Origin of the sequence: Pseudomonas sp. NGC7 (assembly GCF_047159675.1) — a bacterium.
Classification (GTDB): Bacteria; Pseudomonadota; Gammaproteobacteria; order Pseudomonadales; family Pseudomonadaceae; genus Aquipseudomonas; species Aquipseudomonas kermanshahensis.
Genome location: NZ_BAAFZY010000001.1, coordinates 5,877,821 through 5,892,678 on the forward strand (window position 1 = coordinate 5,877,821; position 14,858 = coordinate 5,892,678).

The following is a 14,858-nucleotide window of genomic DNA, read 5'->3' on the forward strand; positions in this document are numbered from 1 at the left end:
CTGAAGCGTTTCAGCCATGACTGCAAGAGAGGCTTGTGGCCGGCAGCCTGGGACAGAAAAGCCTGCCGCGCTCGGGCGCAGCAGGCTAGTCGAAAGCTAGAATTCGCTCAGCAACTGGGCGGCGGGGTGGTGCCGCCCGGCAGGTATCAGCGGGCCGTGGCCAGCTCTTGTTGGACGCTGGCGACGGTACGTGGCCAAGGTTTACCAGCCTGGACCTTCGCTGGCAAGTTCTTGATTGCCGCAACCGCTGCGTCACGGTTGGCGAAGCTGCCGTAAGTCACGACATACAGCGGCTTGCCCTGCAGGTTTTTCTTGAAGTAGCGATAGTCGCCACCCTGGGCTTTGACGAAGGCCTGGGCCGAGGCTTCGGAGCTGGTGCCGAGGATCTGCACCACGTAATTGCCCGGTTTCTGGCCTGCATACCAACCACCACCGCTACTGCCGGTAGCCGCAGGCTTCTCGACAGGCTTGGCGGCTGGCTTGGCTGTGGCGACCTGGGTTGGCGCAGGCGCAGGCTTAGCAGGTGCAACCGGTTTTGCAGGCTGGGTTGCGACGGGCTTTGGCGCAGGCGCAACCGGCTGAACCGGTGCACTGGCAGTCGGCTTCGACAGCGTCGGTGCCGGGCCGGCAGGCACGCCTTGCGGCGGTGCGATGGTGGTCACGGTCGGCGGGTTGCCAGGCTGCAGCGCGGTATTGCCGGCCGGGCTGCCCTCTTCGCCATCCCCCATGCCTGCGGCCTGGGCCAATGGTTCGCGCATCACCGGCTGCGACTGCCCTACCAGCGGCAGTGGCATCGGCTGCGACGAGCCGGAGAACTCGATGGCCGGGTTGCCATTATTGGCCTGGGCGGCGCCCGGCTGGCCTTCACCTAATGGCAATTGAGCCTGGGCAGCCGGCACCTCGGCAGGTGCCTTGTCGCCTTTCTTGGGCATGAGAACCGCGGCAGCAACGGCGACCACAACCACAGCGGACAGCGCGAGCACATGTTTCTTAGGCATTTTCAACCCCATGGATGGTCGCTTGGCCGTCGAACGGCTGGCGATCATGGCTTCGATCAAAGTGTCACGGGCGACCTGGTTGATTGTGCCAGGCCAACCGTCGGAGTGTTCATGGATATCGACGATCTGTTCGCGGGTGAACACCTCGATGCCCCGGCCGGCGCCATCCAGACGCTGCTCCAGGTACTCGCGGGTCTCCTCTTCGCTGTAGGGGGCGAGCTCGATAACGTGGAAACGCTCTTCCTCGATACTCAGCTCATCCAGCCCGGCGATCAGCGACGGCTCGCCGAACAGGAACACGTGCGGGCGCCCTTCCGGAACACCCGCCGCCAGCTCCAGCAACGCTTGGAGTGCCGACTCGTCGAGTTGTTCCGCATCGTCCACCAGCAAATACACTTCCTGCCCGGTCAGCGCCAGTTGCACCACCTTCGACAGTATGGCCTGGACCTCAGGCTGGGCGACCTCAAGCGACTGCGCGACTTGGGCGAGCACGCTGGCCGCATCGCTGGCGCCACGGGCAGAAACCACGACGCTCTGCACCGATTGCTTGTTGGTACTGGCCACCAGGGCCTGGCGCAGCAAGGTCTTGCCGCTGCCCAGGGGGCCGGTGACCACCAGCATCAGCTGGCTGTAACGGGCCAGGTGATGCAGCTGGCCCAGCACAGGCTTGCGCTGTGCCGGGAAGAATTTGAAGCCGGGCACGCGGGGCGCGAACGGATCGTGGCTCAACTGGTAATGGTCGAGAAAGGCCTCATCGGCATGCAAACTGGTCATTGCGCTGTCACAACCTCAAAGCTGGGCCACGATCGCGCGGTAATCCGCCGACAGCGTGGCCTGAAGAATCTCTTTCGGATAGTCGTCGGTGATCACGGCCTCGCCCATCTGGCGCAACAGCACCAGACGCAGACGCCCGTCGAGCACCTTCTTGTCGACCGCCATGTGCTCCATGAAATGCGCCGGGGTCATTTCCTGTGGTGGCACCACCGGCAAACCTGCATCCTGCAACAGGCGGATTCCGCGATCGCGCTCGGCCTGGTCGATCCAGCCGAGCCGCATGGACATTTCCAGGGCCATCACCGTGCCCGCCGACACGGCTTCGCCGTGCAGCCAGACGCCGTAGCCCATATGGGTTTCGATGGCATGGCCGAAGGTATGCCCAAGGTTCAGGGTCGCCCGCACGCCGGATTCGCGCTCATCGGCACCGACCACCGCAGCCTTGGCTGCGCAGGAACGGCGGATGGCTTCGGTCAGGGCCGTGGAGTCCAAGGCACGCAGGGCCTTCATATTGTCCTCGAGCCAAGCGAGGAACGGCTTGTCGCAGATCAGGCCGTACTTGATCACTTCAGCCAAGCCTGCGGACAGCTCACGCGCCGGCAGGGTCTTGAGGCTGGTGGTGTCGATCAGCACCGCGTTGGGCTGATAAAAGGCACCGACCATGTTCTTGCCAAGCGGGTGGTTGATGCCGGTCTTGCCGCCGACCGAGGAGTCGACCTGGGATAACAGGGTGGTCGGCACCTGGATGAAATCGACGCCGCGCTGGTAGCAGGCAGCGGCAAAGCCGGCCATGTCGCCGATCACGCCGCCCCCAAGGGCCACCACGGTGGTGCGACGGTCGTGCCGGGCAGTGAGCAGGCCATCGAAGATCAATTGCAGCGTTTCCCAGTTCTTGTGGGCTTCGCCGTCAGGCAACACCACGGGCAGCACCGAATAGGCACCCAGGGTCTTGGCCAGGCGTTCGAGGTACAGAGGCGCGACGGTTTCGTTGGAAACGATGGCGACCTGCCGCCCGGCAATGTGCGGCGCCAGCAACTCGGGCTGGTCCAGCAGGCCTTCGCCAATGTAGATCGGGTAGCTACGCTCGCCCAGGTCGACCTTTAGTGTCTGCATGTATCCCCACAATGTACTTGGGCGCGGCGCCGCTTGGGCGACGCACGCGGTAAGTTGAACCTCGCCTCGGCGCTGGAGGCCGAGAATAGTCCCGGCTTATCGGGGCGGCAACTGCTGCAAGCGTTCGAGAATATCGATCACCACCATGCGCGGTGGCCGCTCGTCGGTTTCAACGACCACGTCGGCGATCTCGCGGTAGAGCGGATCACGCGCTTCGAGCAGGGCGCGAAGGGTCGCTTCCGGGTTGGCGGTACGCAACAGGGGGCGATTGCGATCACGTGCGGTGCGACCGACCTGCTGCTCCACCGAAGCATGCAGGTAGATCACCCGGCCGCCCTGGCGCAACGCCTGTCGGTTGGCATCGCGCATTACCGCGCCGCCGCCGGTGGCCAGGACTACGCCGTCGAGCCCGCAGAGCTCGGCGATCATCGCCTGCTCACGGTCACGGAAGCCCGGCTCGCCTTCCTTGTCGAAGATCCACGGGATGTTGGCGCCGCATCGCAGTTCGATTTCCTTGTCGGAATCTTTGAACAGCAGGCGCAGCTCTTTGGCCAATAGGCGTCCAATGGTGCTTTTACCAGCGCCCATTGGCCCCACAAGTATCAAATTTCGCACAGAATCAACGACTCACAGCAATCGCCTGGTCACTCATGATACGCGGAGTCAGGAAGACCAGCAGCTCGGATTTTTTCTCTTGTAATACATCGCGTCGAAACAGCCGCCCAACATACGGCAGATCGCCGAAAAATGGCACCTTGTCGACCACATTGTTTTGCGTGGTCGAGTAGACGCCACCGATAACGATCGTTTCGCCGTCCGCCACGCGAACCTTGGCATTGACCTCGTTCTTGCGGATCGGCGGTACGTTGTTCAAGGCATTGACGTAATCAGGCTCGTCCTTGGTCACCCTGACCGTCATGATGACCTTGTTGTCCGGGGTAATCTGCGGGGTGACTTCAAGCGACAGGGACGCTTCGCGAAACGACACGGACGTGGCGCCACTCTTGCTGGTTTCCTGGTAGGGCACCTCGGTACCTTTGAGGATCCTGGCCGTTTCCTTGTCGGCCGTGACCACCTTGGGCTGCGAGATGATTTCGCCATTGCCGCTCTTTTCCATGGCGCTGAGTTCAAGGTCTAGCAAGATGCCGCCACGCAGCAGGCCCAGGCCGACGCTGGAGCCGGCACGCTCCACCCCAAGGTCGACGAACAGCTCCTTGCCTGGCCTTACGTTCTCACCGTACAAGGGCCCACCCCAACGCACCCCAAGGCTCTTTTCGTAATCGACATTGGCCTCGACGATGCGTGCCTCGATCGCCACCTGACGCACCGGCACATCCAGCTGCGCCACCAGGTGGCGCAGCTCGGCAAGGCGGTCAGCGGGCTGGTAGGCCACCAGGGTATTGGTGCGCGCATCAACGCTCAAACTGCCTCGCCCAGTGAGGATGCCGTCGTCTGCCAGGGTTGCCAGCAACAGCTCTGCGAGCTCGGACGCTACGGCATGGTGGATCGGCATCAGTTCACGCTGCAGCGGTTGCAATTGCGCATCCAGCGCCTGGCCTAGTCGGGCGTCGAGTGATTGCCCAGCAAGCTCCGCCGCCGGCGCCACCAGCAGTACATTGCCCTCTTCACGCCGGGCCAGGCCCTTACTGCGCAGCACCAAATCCAGCGCCTGCTCCCAGGGCACATCCTGAAGCCGCAAGGTGATATTGCCCTGTACCGAATCGCTGGCAACCAGGTTCACGCCGGCATGGTCTGCCAGCACCTGCAATACGGCGCGCACCTGCACATCCTGAAAGTTCAGCGACAGTGGCTCACCCCGAGTGGGGGCTGCCGTCGCCAGCGGGATCGACAAGACGAACGCCGCCGCTATCCATAGCCTTTTCATCCTTGTCCATGACCTCCTGGTCCAGGGGTTTTCGGAGGGTGAGTACGGCTGTGCGCTCATGCCACTCACGCGCCACGAACCACCGCTCGCGCACGTCGACCCGCTGCTCGTCGATGTGCACCACAACACCCTCATCGCGCCCGAGCCGATCGCCCAGGCGCACGCGATACAACTGGCCTGCAGACAACAACAGCGCTTCATGCGCGCCGCCTTGCGCCAGGCTCCCGACCATTTCCAGCTGCGCCAAGGGCACACGGCCCAATTCGCCAGGTGCCACGTTCGCCGGGGCTGCGGAGAACGGATCGACCAATGGCGGCACGGGCGCTGCCCGAGCGGGCAAATCTGCCAACGACGCAACGGCCGGCGTCGTAGCATCGGCATGATGCGCGTGAACCCTCAGACGAACGCGCAACAATCCAGGCCGCCCATCGACTTCGTTCATGCTCAGGTCACTCACGCGCAGCAGCCGCAGCTGCCCAAGCCATTCATCCAACCACAGGCGCAGTGCTGCATACCGGCCCACCACCTGAACATCGAGGGGGATGGTTCGGTAGTGCGCCTGCTCCACCGCCTCATGCACATCGAGCCGCTCGAACAGCAGGCCAAATTCATGCCCTGAGGCGGCAAGCGAATCGAGCAGGTCACTCATGCCCTCGCCAGCGGCGAGACGCCACCGGGCAACGTGCAGCGCCTGCTGTGTGGCGGCCAGCGCAGCGCGCATGCGTGCCAGCTCGCGCACTTGGGCTGCCTTGGCCGAATGTTCCTCGCTCAACTGCTCATACTGTGCATTCACTTGCCCTTGGGCGTGCCGCAACCCCGGCAGGCGTAGCCCACACCCCAGCGCCAGTACCAACACACCCAGACCGACCGAAGCGCCCCACCTGAAGCGAGCGGAACGTTCGGCCATGCCCTGCCAGCTCACCCACCAGGCTGCATTCACGACCAAAACGCCGACACACGCGCTGCCAGGACAAACTCATCGCCCGAAGGCAGGTGCTTCACACGCTTGAGCTCCAGGCCTTGCAGTACCGCGGACCGCTCAAGGTCGCGCATGAACTGAGCGACCACGGCACCGGACGCGGCCTGGCCGGTCACCTGCAAACGGCCGCCTACCAACGTAAGTTCAGTGAGCTGCAGACCAGCAGGCAATGCGGCCTCGAGGTCGCTAAGCAACGCGGGGAATACACCTTGATCGGCACGCAGGCTGGCCAACACCGCAGCGTGTGCCTGGGCAGCATCGTGGGCGGCACGCACTTCAGCGTGCTGTTCCAATTGTTCATCCAGCAGCGCAATGGCGGAGTGACGGCTAACAGTGCTCAACCCTTGCTGCTGCGCACGTTGGCGTGCCAGTTGATCGATCAGCATCACGGCGCACAGGGCCAGCGCCGCACTGCCAAGCAACATCCACTGAAAGCGCCGAAGCATCGACCGGCGCTGCCGCTCGCGCCAGGGCAAAAGGTTCAGACGCATCATGGCTGCATGCCTCCGAGCGCCAAGGCGCATGCCAAGAGCATCTCGCCCCCACCAGGCTCCAACCCGGCAATAGAAGGCAGGGGCCGGCAGGGTAGTTTCACCTCTGCACTCAGGTTATCCAGCCACGCTTGCTCGATCGGTGAACTGCCGGCGACCAGCACGCATTCCAGTTGACTGTCGTCGCCCAAAAGCGCCGGCCATTGGCCAAGTGCTTGGCGAAGGTGCACTTCGCGGCGCTGCGCGGGCATGCCCTGCCGCCAACAATGCAGCGTCGCGCCTTGCGCTTCGATGCGCAGCAATGCCGAACCGGCAAGCGCGCCCTGCGGCAACATCCGCTGCAACGCGATACTGTCGACCTCCATCGCCTCGGCCTGCAGCCCGGCTGCATCAAGCAGGGCTTCAACGGGCTCCAGCGCACGCTGGCGACAGGCAGCCACCATGACCTCCTGGCAATCGGCCTGGGCCTCGGAGGCCCCGAGCAACTGAAAGTCCAGCGCCAGATCATCAAGCGGAAATGGAAACAGGCGATCCGCATCAGCCAGCAACTGGGCTTCGATATCGGCTTCACTCAGGCCCGCTGGCAGTTGGCACACCTTGCAGATCACCTGATTTGCCGGCAGCGCCACCGCAACGCGCCGCTGCCGACTGCCGCTGCGCCTGCAGGCACGGCGCAACGCAGCCACTAGCCGGGCAGGGTCGCTCGCCCAATCAGCCCCACTGTACGGTTCATACGGCTCGTGCGCCCAGGCCGCGACCTGGCAACGCCCCTTGCGTCGCTGCAGCTGCACAATCCGAACGGAGTCGGGGGCAATTTCCACCCCCAAGAGTGAACCGGCATCCATGCCGAAACGTCCAAGCATCGCTGCTCCTTTGCTGTATGCCGCAAACCCGCGTCAGCGCTAGGCCCCAGCGGCCAAACGGTTCGACGGGCCACCTGGCCGGTCACCCGGCAAGGCGAAAAAATGCTTATAATGCCCAGCGTTTTTGGTCCGCCGGACCCGTACGCAATTCACTTATCAACCTGGACGCCCAAAAGCCTTGATACGTCTGCTGAAGTTCTTCTGGTGGTCTTCCGTCGCAGTCATTAGCGCGCTCGTACTCGGTGTGAGCGGTGCGTTTCTGTATCTTAGCCCTAGCCTGCCCTCGGTCGAGTCCCTCAGAAGCATCCAGTTGCAGATCCCCCTCAGGGTGTACAGCAGCGACGGCAAGCTGATTGCCGAGTTCGGCGAAATGCGCCGCTCGCCGATCCGTTTCGCGGAAATCCCCCCACAATTTATCCAGGCGCTTCTGTCAGCCGAGGACGACAATTTCCTCAACCACTACGGCGTTGACCCCAGCAGCCTGATGCGCGCCGCGACTCAGCTGGTAAAAACCGGCCACATCCAGACGGGCGGCAGCACCATCACCATGCAGGTGGCGAAGAACTTCTTCCTCACCAGCGAGCGCAGCTTTTCGCGCAAGACCAACGAGATTCTGCTGGCCCTGCAGATCGAGCGTGAGCTGACCAAGGACGAAATCCTTGAGCTGTACGTGAACAAGATCTACCTGGGCAACCGGGCGTACGGCATCGATGCCGCCGCACAGGTTTATTACGGCAAGTCGATCCGCGACGTGAGCCTGGCGCAAATGGCGATGATCGCCGGCCTGCCCAAGGCACCTTCGCGCTTCAACCCGCTGGCCAACCCGGTGCGCGCAAAAGAGCGTCGCGACTGGATTCTTGGCCGCATGTACAAGCTCGGCAAGATTGACCAGGCCAGCTACCAGGCCGCCCTGGCCGAGCCGCTCAACGCCAGCTATCACGTGCCGACACCTGAGGTGAATGCCCCGTACGTCGCCGAGATGGCCCGCGCCGAGATGGTCGGCCGTTATGGCAGCGATGCCTACACCGAGGGCTTCCGCGTCACCACCACCGTGCCGAGCGACATGCAGGAGATGGCCAACAAAGCCATTCTCACCGGCCTTTCCGATTACGATGAACGCCACGGTTACCGCGGCCCCGAGGCACGCTTCCCAGGCAAGACCCACGCGGCCTGGCTGCTGGAACTGAGCAAGCAGCGCACCCTGGGCGGCCTTGAGCCGGCCATCGTCACCCAGGTCGACAAAACCGACCTCAAGGTGCTGACCCGCAGCGGCCAGGAAGAAACCGTCGCCTGGGACACCATGAAGTGGGCGCGCCCGTTCCTCAATAGCAATTCCCAGGGCCGCGCACCGCAAAGCCCCGCCGATGTTGCCCAGGTAGGTGACCTGGTGCGCCTGCAGCGCCTGGACGACGGCAAGCTCAAGTTCAGCCAGGTGCCGGGCGCACAAAGCGCACTGGTCACCCTCGACCCATACAACGGCGCCATTCGTGCCCTGGTAGGCGGCTTCTCGTTCGAGCAAAGCAACTACAACCGTGCCATGCAGGCCAAGCGCCAACCTGGCTCGAGCTTCAAGCCCTTCATCTATAGCGCGGCGCTCGACAGCGGCTACACCGCAGCCAGCCTGGTCAACGATGCACCGATCGTGTTCGTCGACGAGTACCTGGACAAGGTCTGGCGGCCGAAGAACGACACCAACACCTTCCTCGGCCCGATCCGCATGCGCGAGGCGCTGTACAAGTCGCGCAACCTGGTATCGATCCGCCTGCTGCAGGCCATGGGCGTCGACCGCACCATCGACTACATCGCCAAGTTCGGCTTCAACAAGCAGGACTTGCCGCGCAACCTGTCGCTGGCACTGGGCACCGCAACCCTCACGCCGATGGAAATCGCCACGGGCTGGAGCACCTTTGCCAACGGCGGTTACAAGATCACCCCGTACTTGATCGACCGCATCGAGAGCCGCAGCGGCGAGACCCTGTTCACCGCCAACCCGCCCCGCGTGCCGCAAGGCGCCCAGGACCAGGCAGGCCTTGCCGCGCCAGAGCAGCCGATCAGCACCGCAGCCATGCCGGGCGAGGCGCCGGCCGCCTTTGGTCAGGTCACGCCAGCACCGCAAACGCCGGCAGTGGCGGAACAGATCATCGACGGCCGCACCACGTACATCCTCACCAGCATGTTGCAGGATGTAATCAAACGGGGCACTGGCCGCCGTGCGCTGGCCCTGGGCCGCACCGACCTGGCCGGCAAGACCGGTACCACCAACGAGTCCAAGGATGCCTGGTTCTCCGGCTACAACGCCGATTACGTGACCACGGTATGGGTCGGCTTCGACCAGCCCGAGACCCTGGGCCGCCGCGAGTACGGTGGTACTGCGGCGCTGCCGATCTGGATGAGTTTCATGGGCGCCGCCCTCAAGGACAAACCCAACCACGTACCGGCGGAGCCGGAAGGCATCCTCAGCCTGCGTGTCGACCCAGTCAGCGGCCGCGCGGCCTCGCCGGGCACACCGAACGCCTACTTCGAGTTGTTCAAGGCCGAAGATTCGCCACCGTCGGGGGATGAACTGGGCAACGGCGCGGCACCGGGAAGCCCGCTGCCAGCAGACGAAGCAGCGCCGATGGACCTGTTCTGACCCCTGACAGGCTAGCGCCGCCTGTGTAGGAGCGGCCTTGTGTCGCGATGGGCTGCGCAGCAGCCCCTTGCGAGACCTTCTGCTGTCGAGATCCTGGGGCCGCTGCGCAGCCCATCGCGACACAAGGCCGCTCCTACAGGGATCTACGCTGCCGACAAACGCACAATAAAAAGCCCCGGCTCATACGAGCCGGGGCTTTTTTGTGTCACTTACGGCAATCAGCCGTTGAACACTTCATCCACGCTGTTCAGCGGGTAGTGCTTCGGATACGGCAGGGTCGCCACACCGGACTCGATAGCAGCCTTGGCAACAGCATCGGAAACAACGGTGATCAGACGGGCATCCAGAGGCTTCGGAATGATGTACTCACGGCCGAATTCCAGGCCTTCGACGCCGTAGGCTTCGCAAACTTCCTTAGGAACCGGCAACTTGGCCAGGTCTTTCAGGGCGATGGCCGCAGCAATCTTCATTTCTTCGTTGATGCGCTTGGCACGTACGTCCAGGGCGCCACGGAAGATGAAGGGGAAGCCCAGTACGTTGTTGACCTGGTTCGGGTAGTCGGAACGACCGGTGGCCATGATCACGTCGTTACGGGTGGCGTGAGCCAGCTCTGGGGAGATTTCCGGATCGGGGTTCGAGCACGCGAACACGATCGGGTTGGCCGCCATCGACTTCAGGCCTTCTGCGCTCAGCAGGTTCGGGCCGGACAGGCCAACGAACACGTCGGCACCGTTCAAGGCGTCAGCCAGGGTGCGCTTGTCGGTCGCGTGGGCGAACTGCGCCTTGTACTGGTTCAGGTCGTCGCGGCCAGCGTGGATCACGCCGCTGCGGTCGATCATGTAGATGTTCTCGACCTTGGCACCCATGCTGACCAGCAGCTTCATGCAGGAGATGGCGGCAGCGCCGGCACCCAGGCAGACGATCTTGGCTTCTTCCAGCTTCTTGCCGGCGATTTCCAGGGCGTTGATCATGCCGGCCGCGGTGACGATCGCGGTGCCGTGCTGGTCATCGTGGAAGACCGGGATGTCGCACTGCTCGATCAGGGTGCGCTCGATTTCGAAGCACTCTGGAGCCTTGATGTCTTCGAGGTTGATGCCACCGAAGGTGATCGAAATGCGGCGAACGGTGTCGATGAAAGCTTGCGGGCTTTCCGACTCGACTTCGATGTCGAATACGTCGATGCCAGCGAAACGCTTGAACAGAACACCCTTGCCTTCCATGACCGGCTTCGAGGCCAGTGGGCCGAGGTCACCCAGACCGAGGATGGCAGTACCATCCGAAATCACCGCAACCAGGTTGCCTTTACCGGTGTATTTGTAGGCCAGCTCTGGATCACGGCCGATTTCGCGCACGGGTTCTGCAACACCTGGGCTGTAGGCCAGGGCGAGGTCACGGGCGGTGGCGGTGGGCTTCGAGAGCTCGACGCTCAGTTTCCCCGGACGAGGTTGAGCGTGGTATTCGAGAGCGGCGGTTTTCAGGTCTGACATGGTGGGCATTCCGCTATTTACTGTTCTGACGGACCGCCGAGGATACGCAAAGAGCCGGGGAGTCACAAGACTGGTCGGTCACTTGTGTCAAGGCCTTTAGCCTACGACTTTACGCTATAACCCACGGGGCATACGAATCACAGTGTGTACAATCTAATACCGAAATGTCTACATCTTTTCAGCCTGAAATGCGTTCTAACATGCTCGGATCGGTCAATGGCAACACCCAGCGTCGCTGCCCAGGCTTCAGGACGCCCTTGCGGGAACGATCCAGCACCCAGCCACGCGCCTCGACTTGGCGCCCTTTGAGATTATCGAAGAAGCTGGCCGGGAAGTTGCGTTGCAGACGAGCGGGAACCTGCAGCACCACGGTGCTATCCAGGCTCAGCCAGACGCCGCCGCGGTTACGTTCGACCGCCTCGATTCGGCCACCGATGACAGCGAACCCAGACTGCCGGACATCCCGTGCGCGCAGCACCGGCGAGCTGCGCCACAGGCCAACACCCGCCTTGCGCGCCGCTTGCTCGGCCAATTGCTGGCACCCCACCAGGCGCACATTGGGGGCAACGGCAACGCGGTAGCCGAGCCCCTCGCTGAGCAGTTGTGCTTCCAGATTGTTGCCAGTGCGGCCGTAGATGTGCGCCAGTGTGCGGCCGTATTTGTCTTTGCCCTCGATGCCCTGCACCAGCCCTACACGCCCGTCACTGGCTTTGACCAGGGCCTGCAAGCGCCGCTTGGCCGCCTCGGCATAGGGCTCGCTGGTCCGCCCTTTGCGGCCGATCTCCGGGGCGTTGATGCCGATCATGCGCACGCTGCGGCCGTCGGTCAGGCGCAAGGTATCGCCATCCACCACCTGCCGCACTGCTACCTGCTGAGGATTGGCCGGCAGCGGGCAGAACGCCAGGGCAGGAAGATGCCAAATCGCGCCCACAAAAAAAGCGCCCACAAGGGGCGCTTTTTTTTGCAACAGCGCGAAACCCGAGGGATTCGCCATGCGCATTATTACTTCTTGGCACCGAACATGCCGAAGCGATCGGCAAACTTCTGTACGCGACCACCGGTGTCCAGGACTTTCTGCTTACCGGTGTAGAACGGGTGGCACAGGTTGCAAACGTCGATCGACAGGGTGCTACCCAGGGTCGAACGGCTTTCAAACTTGTTGCCGCAGCTGCAGGTGACTGCAACTACTTCGTAGTTCGGATGAATATTTGCTTTCATGGTCACTTCCTCGAGCTGCGTGCCGCCACCCAACACCAATTGTTGAATACCGCACGTAATTAGGCGGCGAATAATACCAGAGCCCAGCCTCAGCGCAAGTTGTCGCTTGCACCGACTGTCGTCTGCTAGGCTCGCCAGTCTTTGAAATGCCCTTGCGAGACCTTCCGCGTGTCCGACGTCATCCTGCGCCTTGCCCTGCCCTCCCCGCTGCGTCGCCTGTTCGACTACAGGGCGCCGGCGAGCATGGCGCGCCAGCCCCTCACACCGGGCATGCGCATTCGTGTGCCATTCGGGCGCCGCGAGATGATCGGTGTGCTGGTGGAGGTGTGCGACCAAAGCGAAGTGCCCGCCGACAAGCTCAAGCCGGCCATTGCGCTGCTGGACCCGGTGTCGCCGCTGCCGCCGGCACTGCTCAAGCTGTGCCTGTGGACGGCCCAGTACTACCAGCACAGCCTGGGCGATACCCTGAGCTGGGCCCTGCCGACCCTGCTGCGCCAGGGCGAACTGGCCGAGATGCGCCAGGAACGCTTCTGGCACGTCGCCGCCGATGCCCGCCACGATGACCCCCGCATCGCCCGCGCACCGCGCCAGCGCGATGCCCTGAAAACCCTGGCGCAGCACCCACACGGCGTGGCCCACAGCCTGCTGGGCAAGCTCAACCTGAACAAGGACAGCCTCGACCTGCTGCTGGCCAAGGAACTGGTCACCGTCGAAGTACGCCGCCACCTGCCGACGCCGCGCCACGAGCACTGGCTGGCGCAGCCCGAACTGCCCCTCAACGAAGAGCAGCGCAACGCCTTCGATGCCGTGTGCCTGGGCCTTGGCAGTTTCAACGCGTTTCTGCTGGCCGGGGTTACCGGCAGCGGCAAGACCGAGGTCTACCTGCAGTTGATCCGCGAAACACTGGAGGCCGGCAAGCAGGCGCTGGTGCTGATCCCGGAAATCAACCTCGGCCCGCAAACACTGGCGCGCTTCGAGCAACGCTTCAACGCCCGCATCGCCTTGCTGCACTCGGCGGTCGGCGACCGCGAGCGGCTGGACGCCTGGCTGGCAGCCCGCGATGGCGAGGCCGACATCATCATCGGCACCCGCTCGGCACTGTTCACGCCGATGAAAAACCCCGGCCTGATCATCATCGACGAAGAGCACGACGGCTCTTATAAACAGCAGGAAGGCCTGCGTTACCACGCCCGCGACCTGGCCCTGGTGCGCGCCCACCAGGAGAACATCCCAATCCTGCTCGGCTCGGCCACGCCGTCGCTAGAAACCCTGCACAACGCCCAGACCGGCCGCTACACCTTGCTGCGCATGAACCAGCGCGCCGGCGGTGCGCGCCCGCCGCGCATGCTGCGCCTGGACGTGAAAAGCCTGCCGCTGGACAGTGGCATCAGCGGCCCGCTGCAGCAGGCCATCCGCCAGACCCTGGAAGCAGGCCAGCAAGTGCTGGTGTTCCTCAACCGCCGCGGCTTTGCCCCGACGTTGCTGTGCCACGATTGCGGCTGGTTGTCCGAATGCCCTCGCTGTGATGCGCGCATGACCGTGCACCAGCGTTCCGGCGTGCTGCGTTGCCACCACTGCGGTTATGACGAACGCCTGCCGCACCAGTGCCCGCAGTGCAACCATGTCGACTTGCGGCCGGTGGGCGCAGGCACCGAGCGCGCCGAAGAGCGCCTTAAGGTGCTGTTCCCGGACTACCCGATCCTGCGCGTGGACCGCGACAGCACGGCGCGCAAAGACGCCATGCACAACCTGTTCGGCACCATCCAGCGTGGCCAGCCGAGCATCCTGGTGGGCACCCAGATGCTCGCCAAGGGGCACCACTTCCCACGCGTGACCCTGGTGGCCATCCTCGACGCCGACGGCGGGCTGTTCTCCGGCGACTTCCGTGCCAGCGAGCGCATGGCGCAATTGATCGTGCAGGTTGCCGGGCGTGCCGGGCGCGCCGAAGAGCCGGGCAAGGTGATCATCCAGACCCACCTGGCCGACCATCCCTTGCTGGTACAGCTGACCGAACAAGGCTATTTCGCCTTCGCCGAGCAAGCCCTGGACGAGCGCCGCGCCGCCGGCCTGCCGCCTTTTTCGCACCTGGCCTTGCTGCGCGCCGAAGCGCACAAACCGGGCCAGGCCGAAGGCTTCCTCGATGAAGCCTGCAGCGCAGCAGAGCGCCTGGTGGCCGAACAGCGCCTGCCAGGCATTGAACTGTTGGGCCCGGTACCGGCTCCCATGGAGCGCCGAGCGGGCCGCTTCCGCGCCCAATTATTGATACAGGCCAACACCCGGGCACCCCTGCATCGACTGATCAGCGCCTGGTTGCTAGTGTTGGAGCAAATGCCGAGCGGCCGACAGGTTCGCTGGTCGCTGGACGTGGACCCGGTAGACCTCTACTGACACCCTGAGCCTTGGCAAAGGTTGGCAACC

The 14,858-nt window shown here is 63.7% G+C and carries 12 protein-coding genes; 2 read left to right on the plus strand and 10 right to left on the minus strand.

The annotated features are described in order from the left end of the window. Window positions 1-146 precede the first annotated feature (146 nt). The 7 genes from ACMCNM_RS26200 to pilM all read right to left on the minus strand — a co-directional run bounded on the left by ACMCNM_RS26200 (window position 147) and on the right by pilM (window position 7,103). On the minus strand, window positions 147-1,772 hold the full coding sequence (locus tag ACMCNM_RS26200; RefSeq protein WP_027592359.1) for an SPOR domain-containing protein: 1,626 nt from the start codon (window positions 1,770-1,772) through the stop codon (window positions 147-149). 15 nt (window positions 1,773-1,787) lie between these two features. Further along, entirely contained in the window at window positions 1,788-2,885 is a 1,098-nt protein-coding gene (aroB, locus tag ACMCNM_RS26205) for a 3-dehydroquinate synthase (protein WP_186677045.1), read from the minus strand. A gap of 96 nt (window positions 2,886-2,981) precedes the next feature. Next, window positions 2,982-3,500: a shikimate kinase AroK gene (gene aroK / locus ACMCNM_RS26210; RefSeq protein ID WP_186677042.1), complete on the minus strand. Its 519-nt coding sequence runs from the start codon at window positions 3,498-3,500 to the stop codon at window positions 2,982-2,984. Window positions 3,501-3,504: 4 nt separating this feature from the next. Beyond that, window positions 3,505-4,770, minus strand: a complete 1,266-nt coding sequence (locus ACMCNM_RS26215) for a type IV pilus secretin PilQ (protein WP_186677028.1) — start codon at window positions 4,768-4,770, stop codon at window positions 3,505-3,507. Next, complete coding sequence (locus ACMCNM_RS26220; protein WP_412765686.1) at window positions 4,697-5,677, minus strand: pilus assembly protein PilP; 981 nt, start codon at window positions 5,675-5,677, stop codon at window positions 4,697-4,699. Before ACMCNM_RS26220 ends, ACMCNM_RS26215 begins: the two co-directional genes overlap by 74 nt. 29 nt (window positions 5,678-5,706) lie before the next feature. Beyond that, on the minus strand, window positions 5,707-6,243 hold the full coding sequence (locus ACMCNM_RS26225) for a PilN domain-containing protein (protein WP_412765687.1): 537 nt from the start codon (window positions 6,241-6,243) through the stop codon (window positions 5,707-5,709). Further along, entirely contained in the window at window positions 6,240-7,103 is an 864-nt protein-coding gene (pilM, locus tag ACMCNM_RS26230) for a type IV pilus biogenesis protein PilM (RefSeq protein ID WP_412765688.1), read from the minus strand. Before pilM ends, ACMCNM_RS26225 begins: the two co-directional genes overlap by 4 nt. Before the next feature lie 181 nt (window positions 7,104-7,284). Between pilM and ACMCNM_RS26235 the strand changes: the two genes are divergently transcribed. Next, window positions 7,285-9,735: a penicillin-binding protein 1A gene (locus ACMCNM_RS26235; protein ID WP_371918104.1), complete on the plus strand. Its 2,451-nt coding sequence runs from the start codon at window positions 7,285-7,287 to the stop codon at window positions 9,733-9,735. Between the two features lie 218 nt (window positions 9,736-9,953). Here ACMCNM_RS26235 and ACMCNM_RS26240 read toward each other — a convergent pair whose 3' ends face one another. From ACMCNM_RS26240 to rpmE, 3 genes are all read right to left on the minus strand, one after another. Further along, complete coding sequence (locus ACMCNM_RS26240) at window positions 9,954-11,222, minus strand: malic enzyme-like NAD(P)-binding protein (protein ID WP_027592351.1); 1,269 nt, start codon at window positions 11,220-11,222, stop codon at window positions 9,954-9,956. Window positions 11,223-11,400: 178 nt separating this feature from the next. Further along, a complete protein-coding gene (locus ACMCNM_RS26245; protein WP_412765689.1) occupies window positions 11,401-12,222 on the minus strand; it encodes a thermonuclease family protein in 822 nt (273 codons plus the stop codon). 2 nt (window positions 12,223-12,224) lie between these two features. Further along, entirely contained in the window at window positions 12,225-12,440 is a 216-nt protein-coding gene (rpmE, locus tag ACMCNM_RS26250) for a 50S ribosomal protein L31 (protein WP_027592349.1), read from the minus strand. A gap of 168 nt (window positions 12,441-12,608) precedes the next feature. Here rpmE and ACMCNM_RS26255 point away from each other — a divergent pair, with 168 nt between their 5' ends. Further along, window positions 12,609-14,828, plus strand: a complete 2,220-nt coding sequence (locus ACMCNM_RS26255; RefSeq protein WP_027592348.1) for a primosomal protein N' — start codon at window positions 12,609-12,611, stop codon at window positions 14,826-14,828. Window positions 14,829-14,858 lie beyond the last annotated feature (30 nt).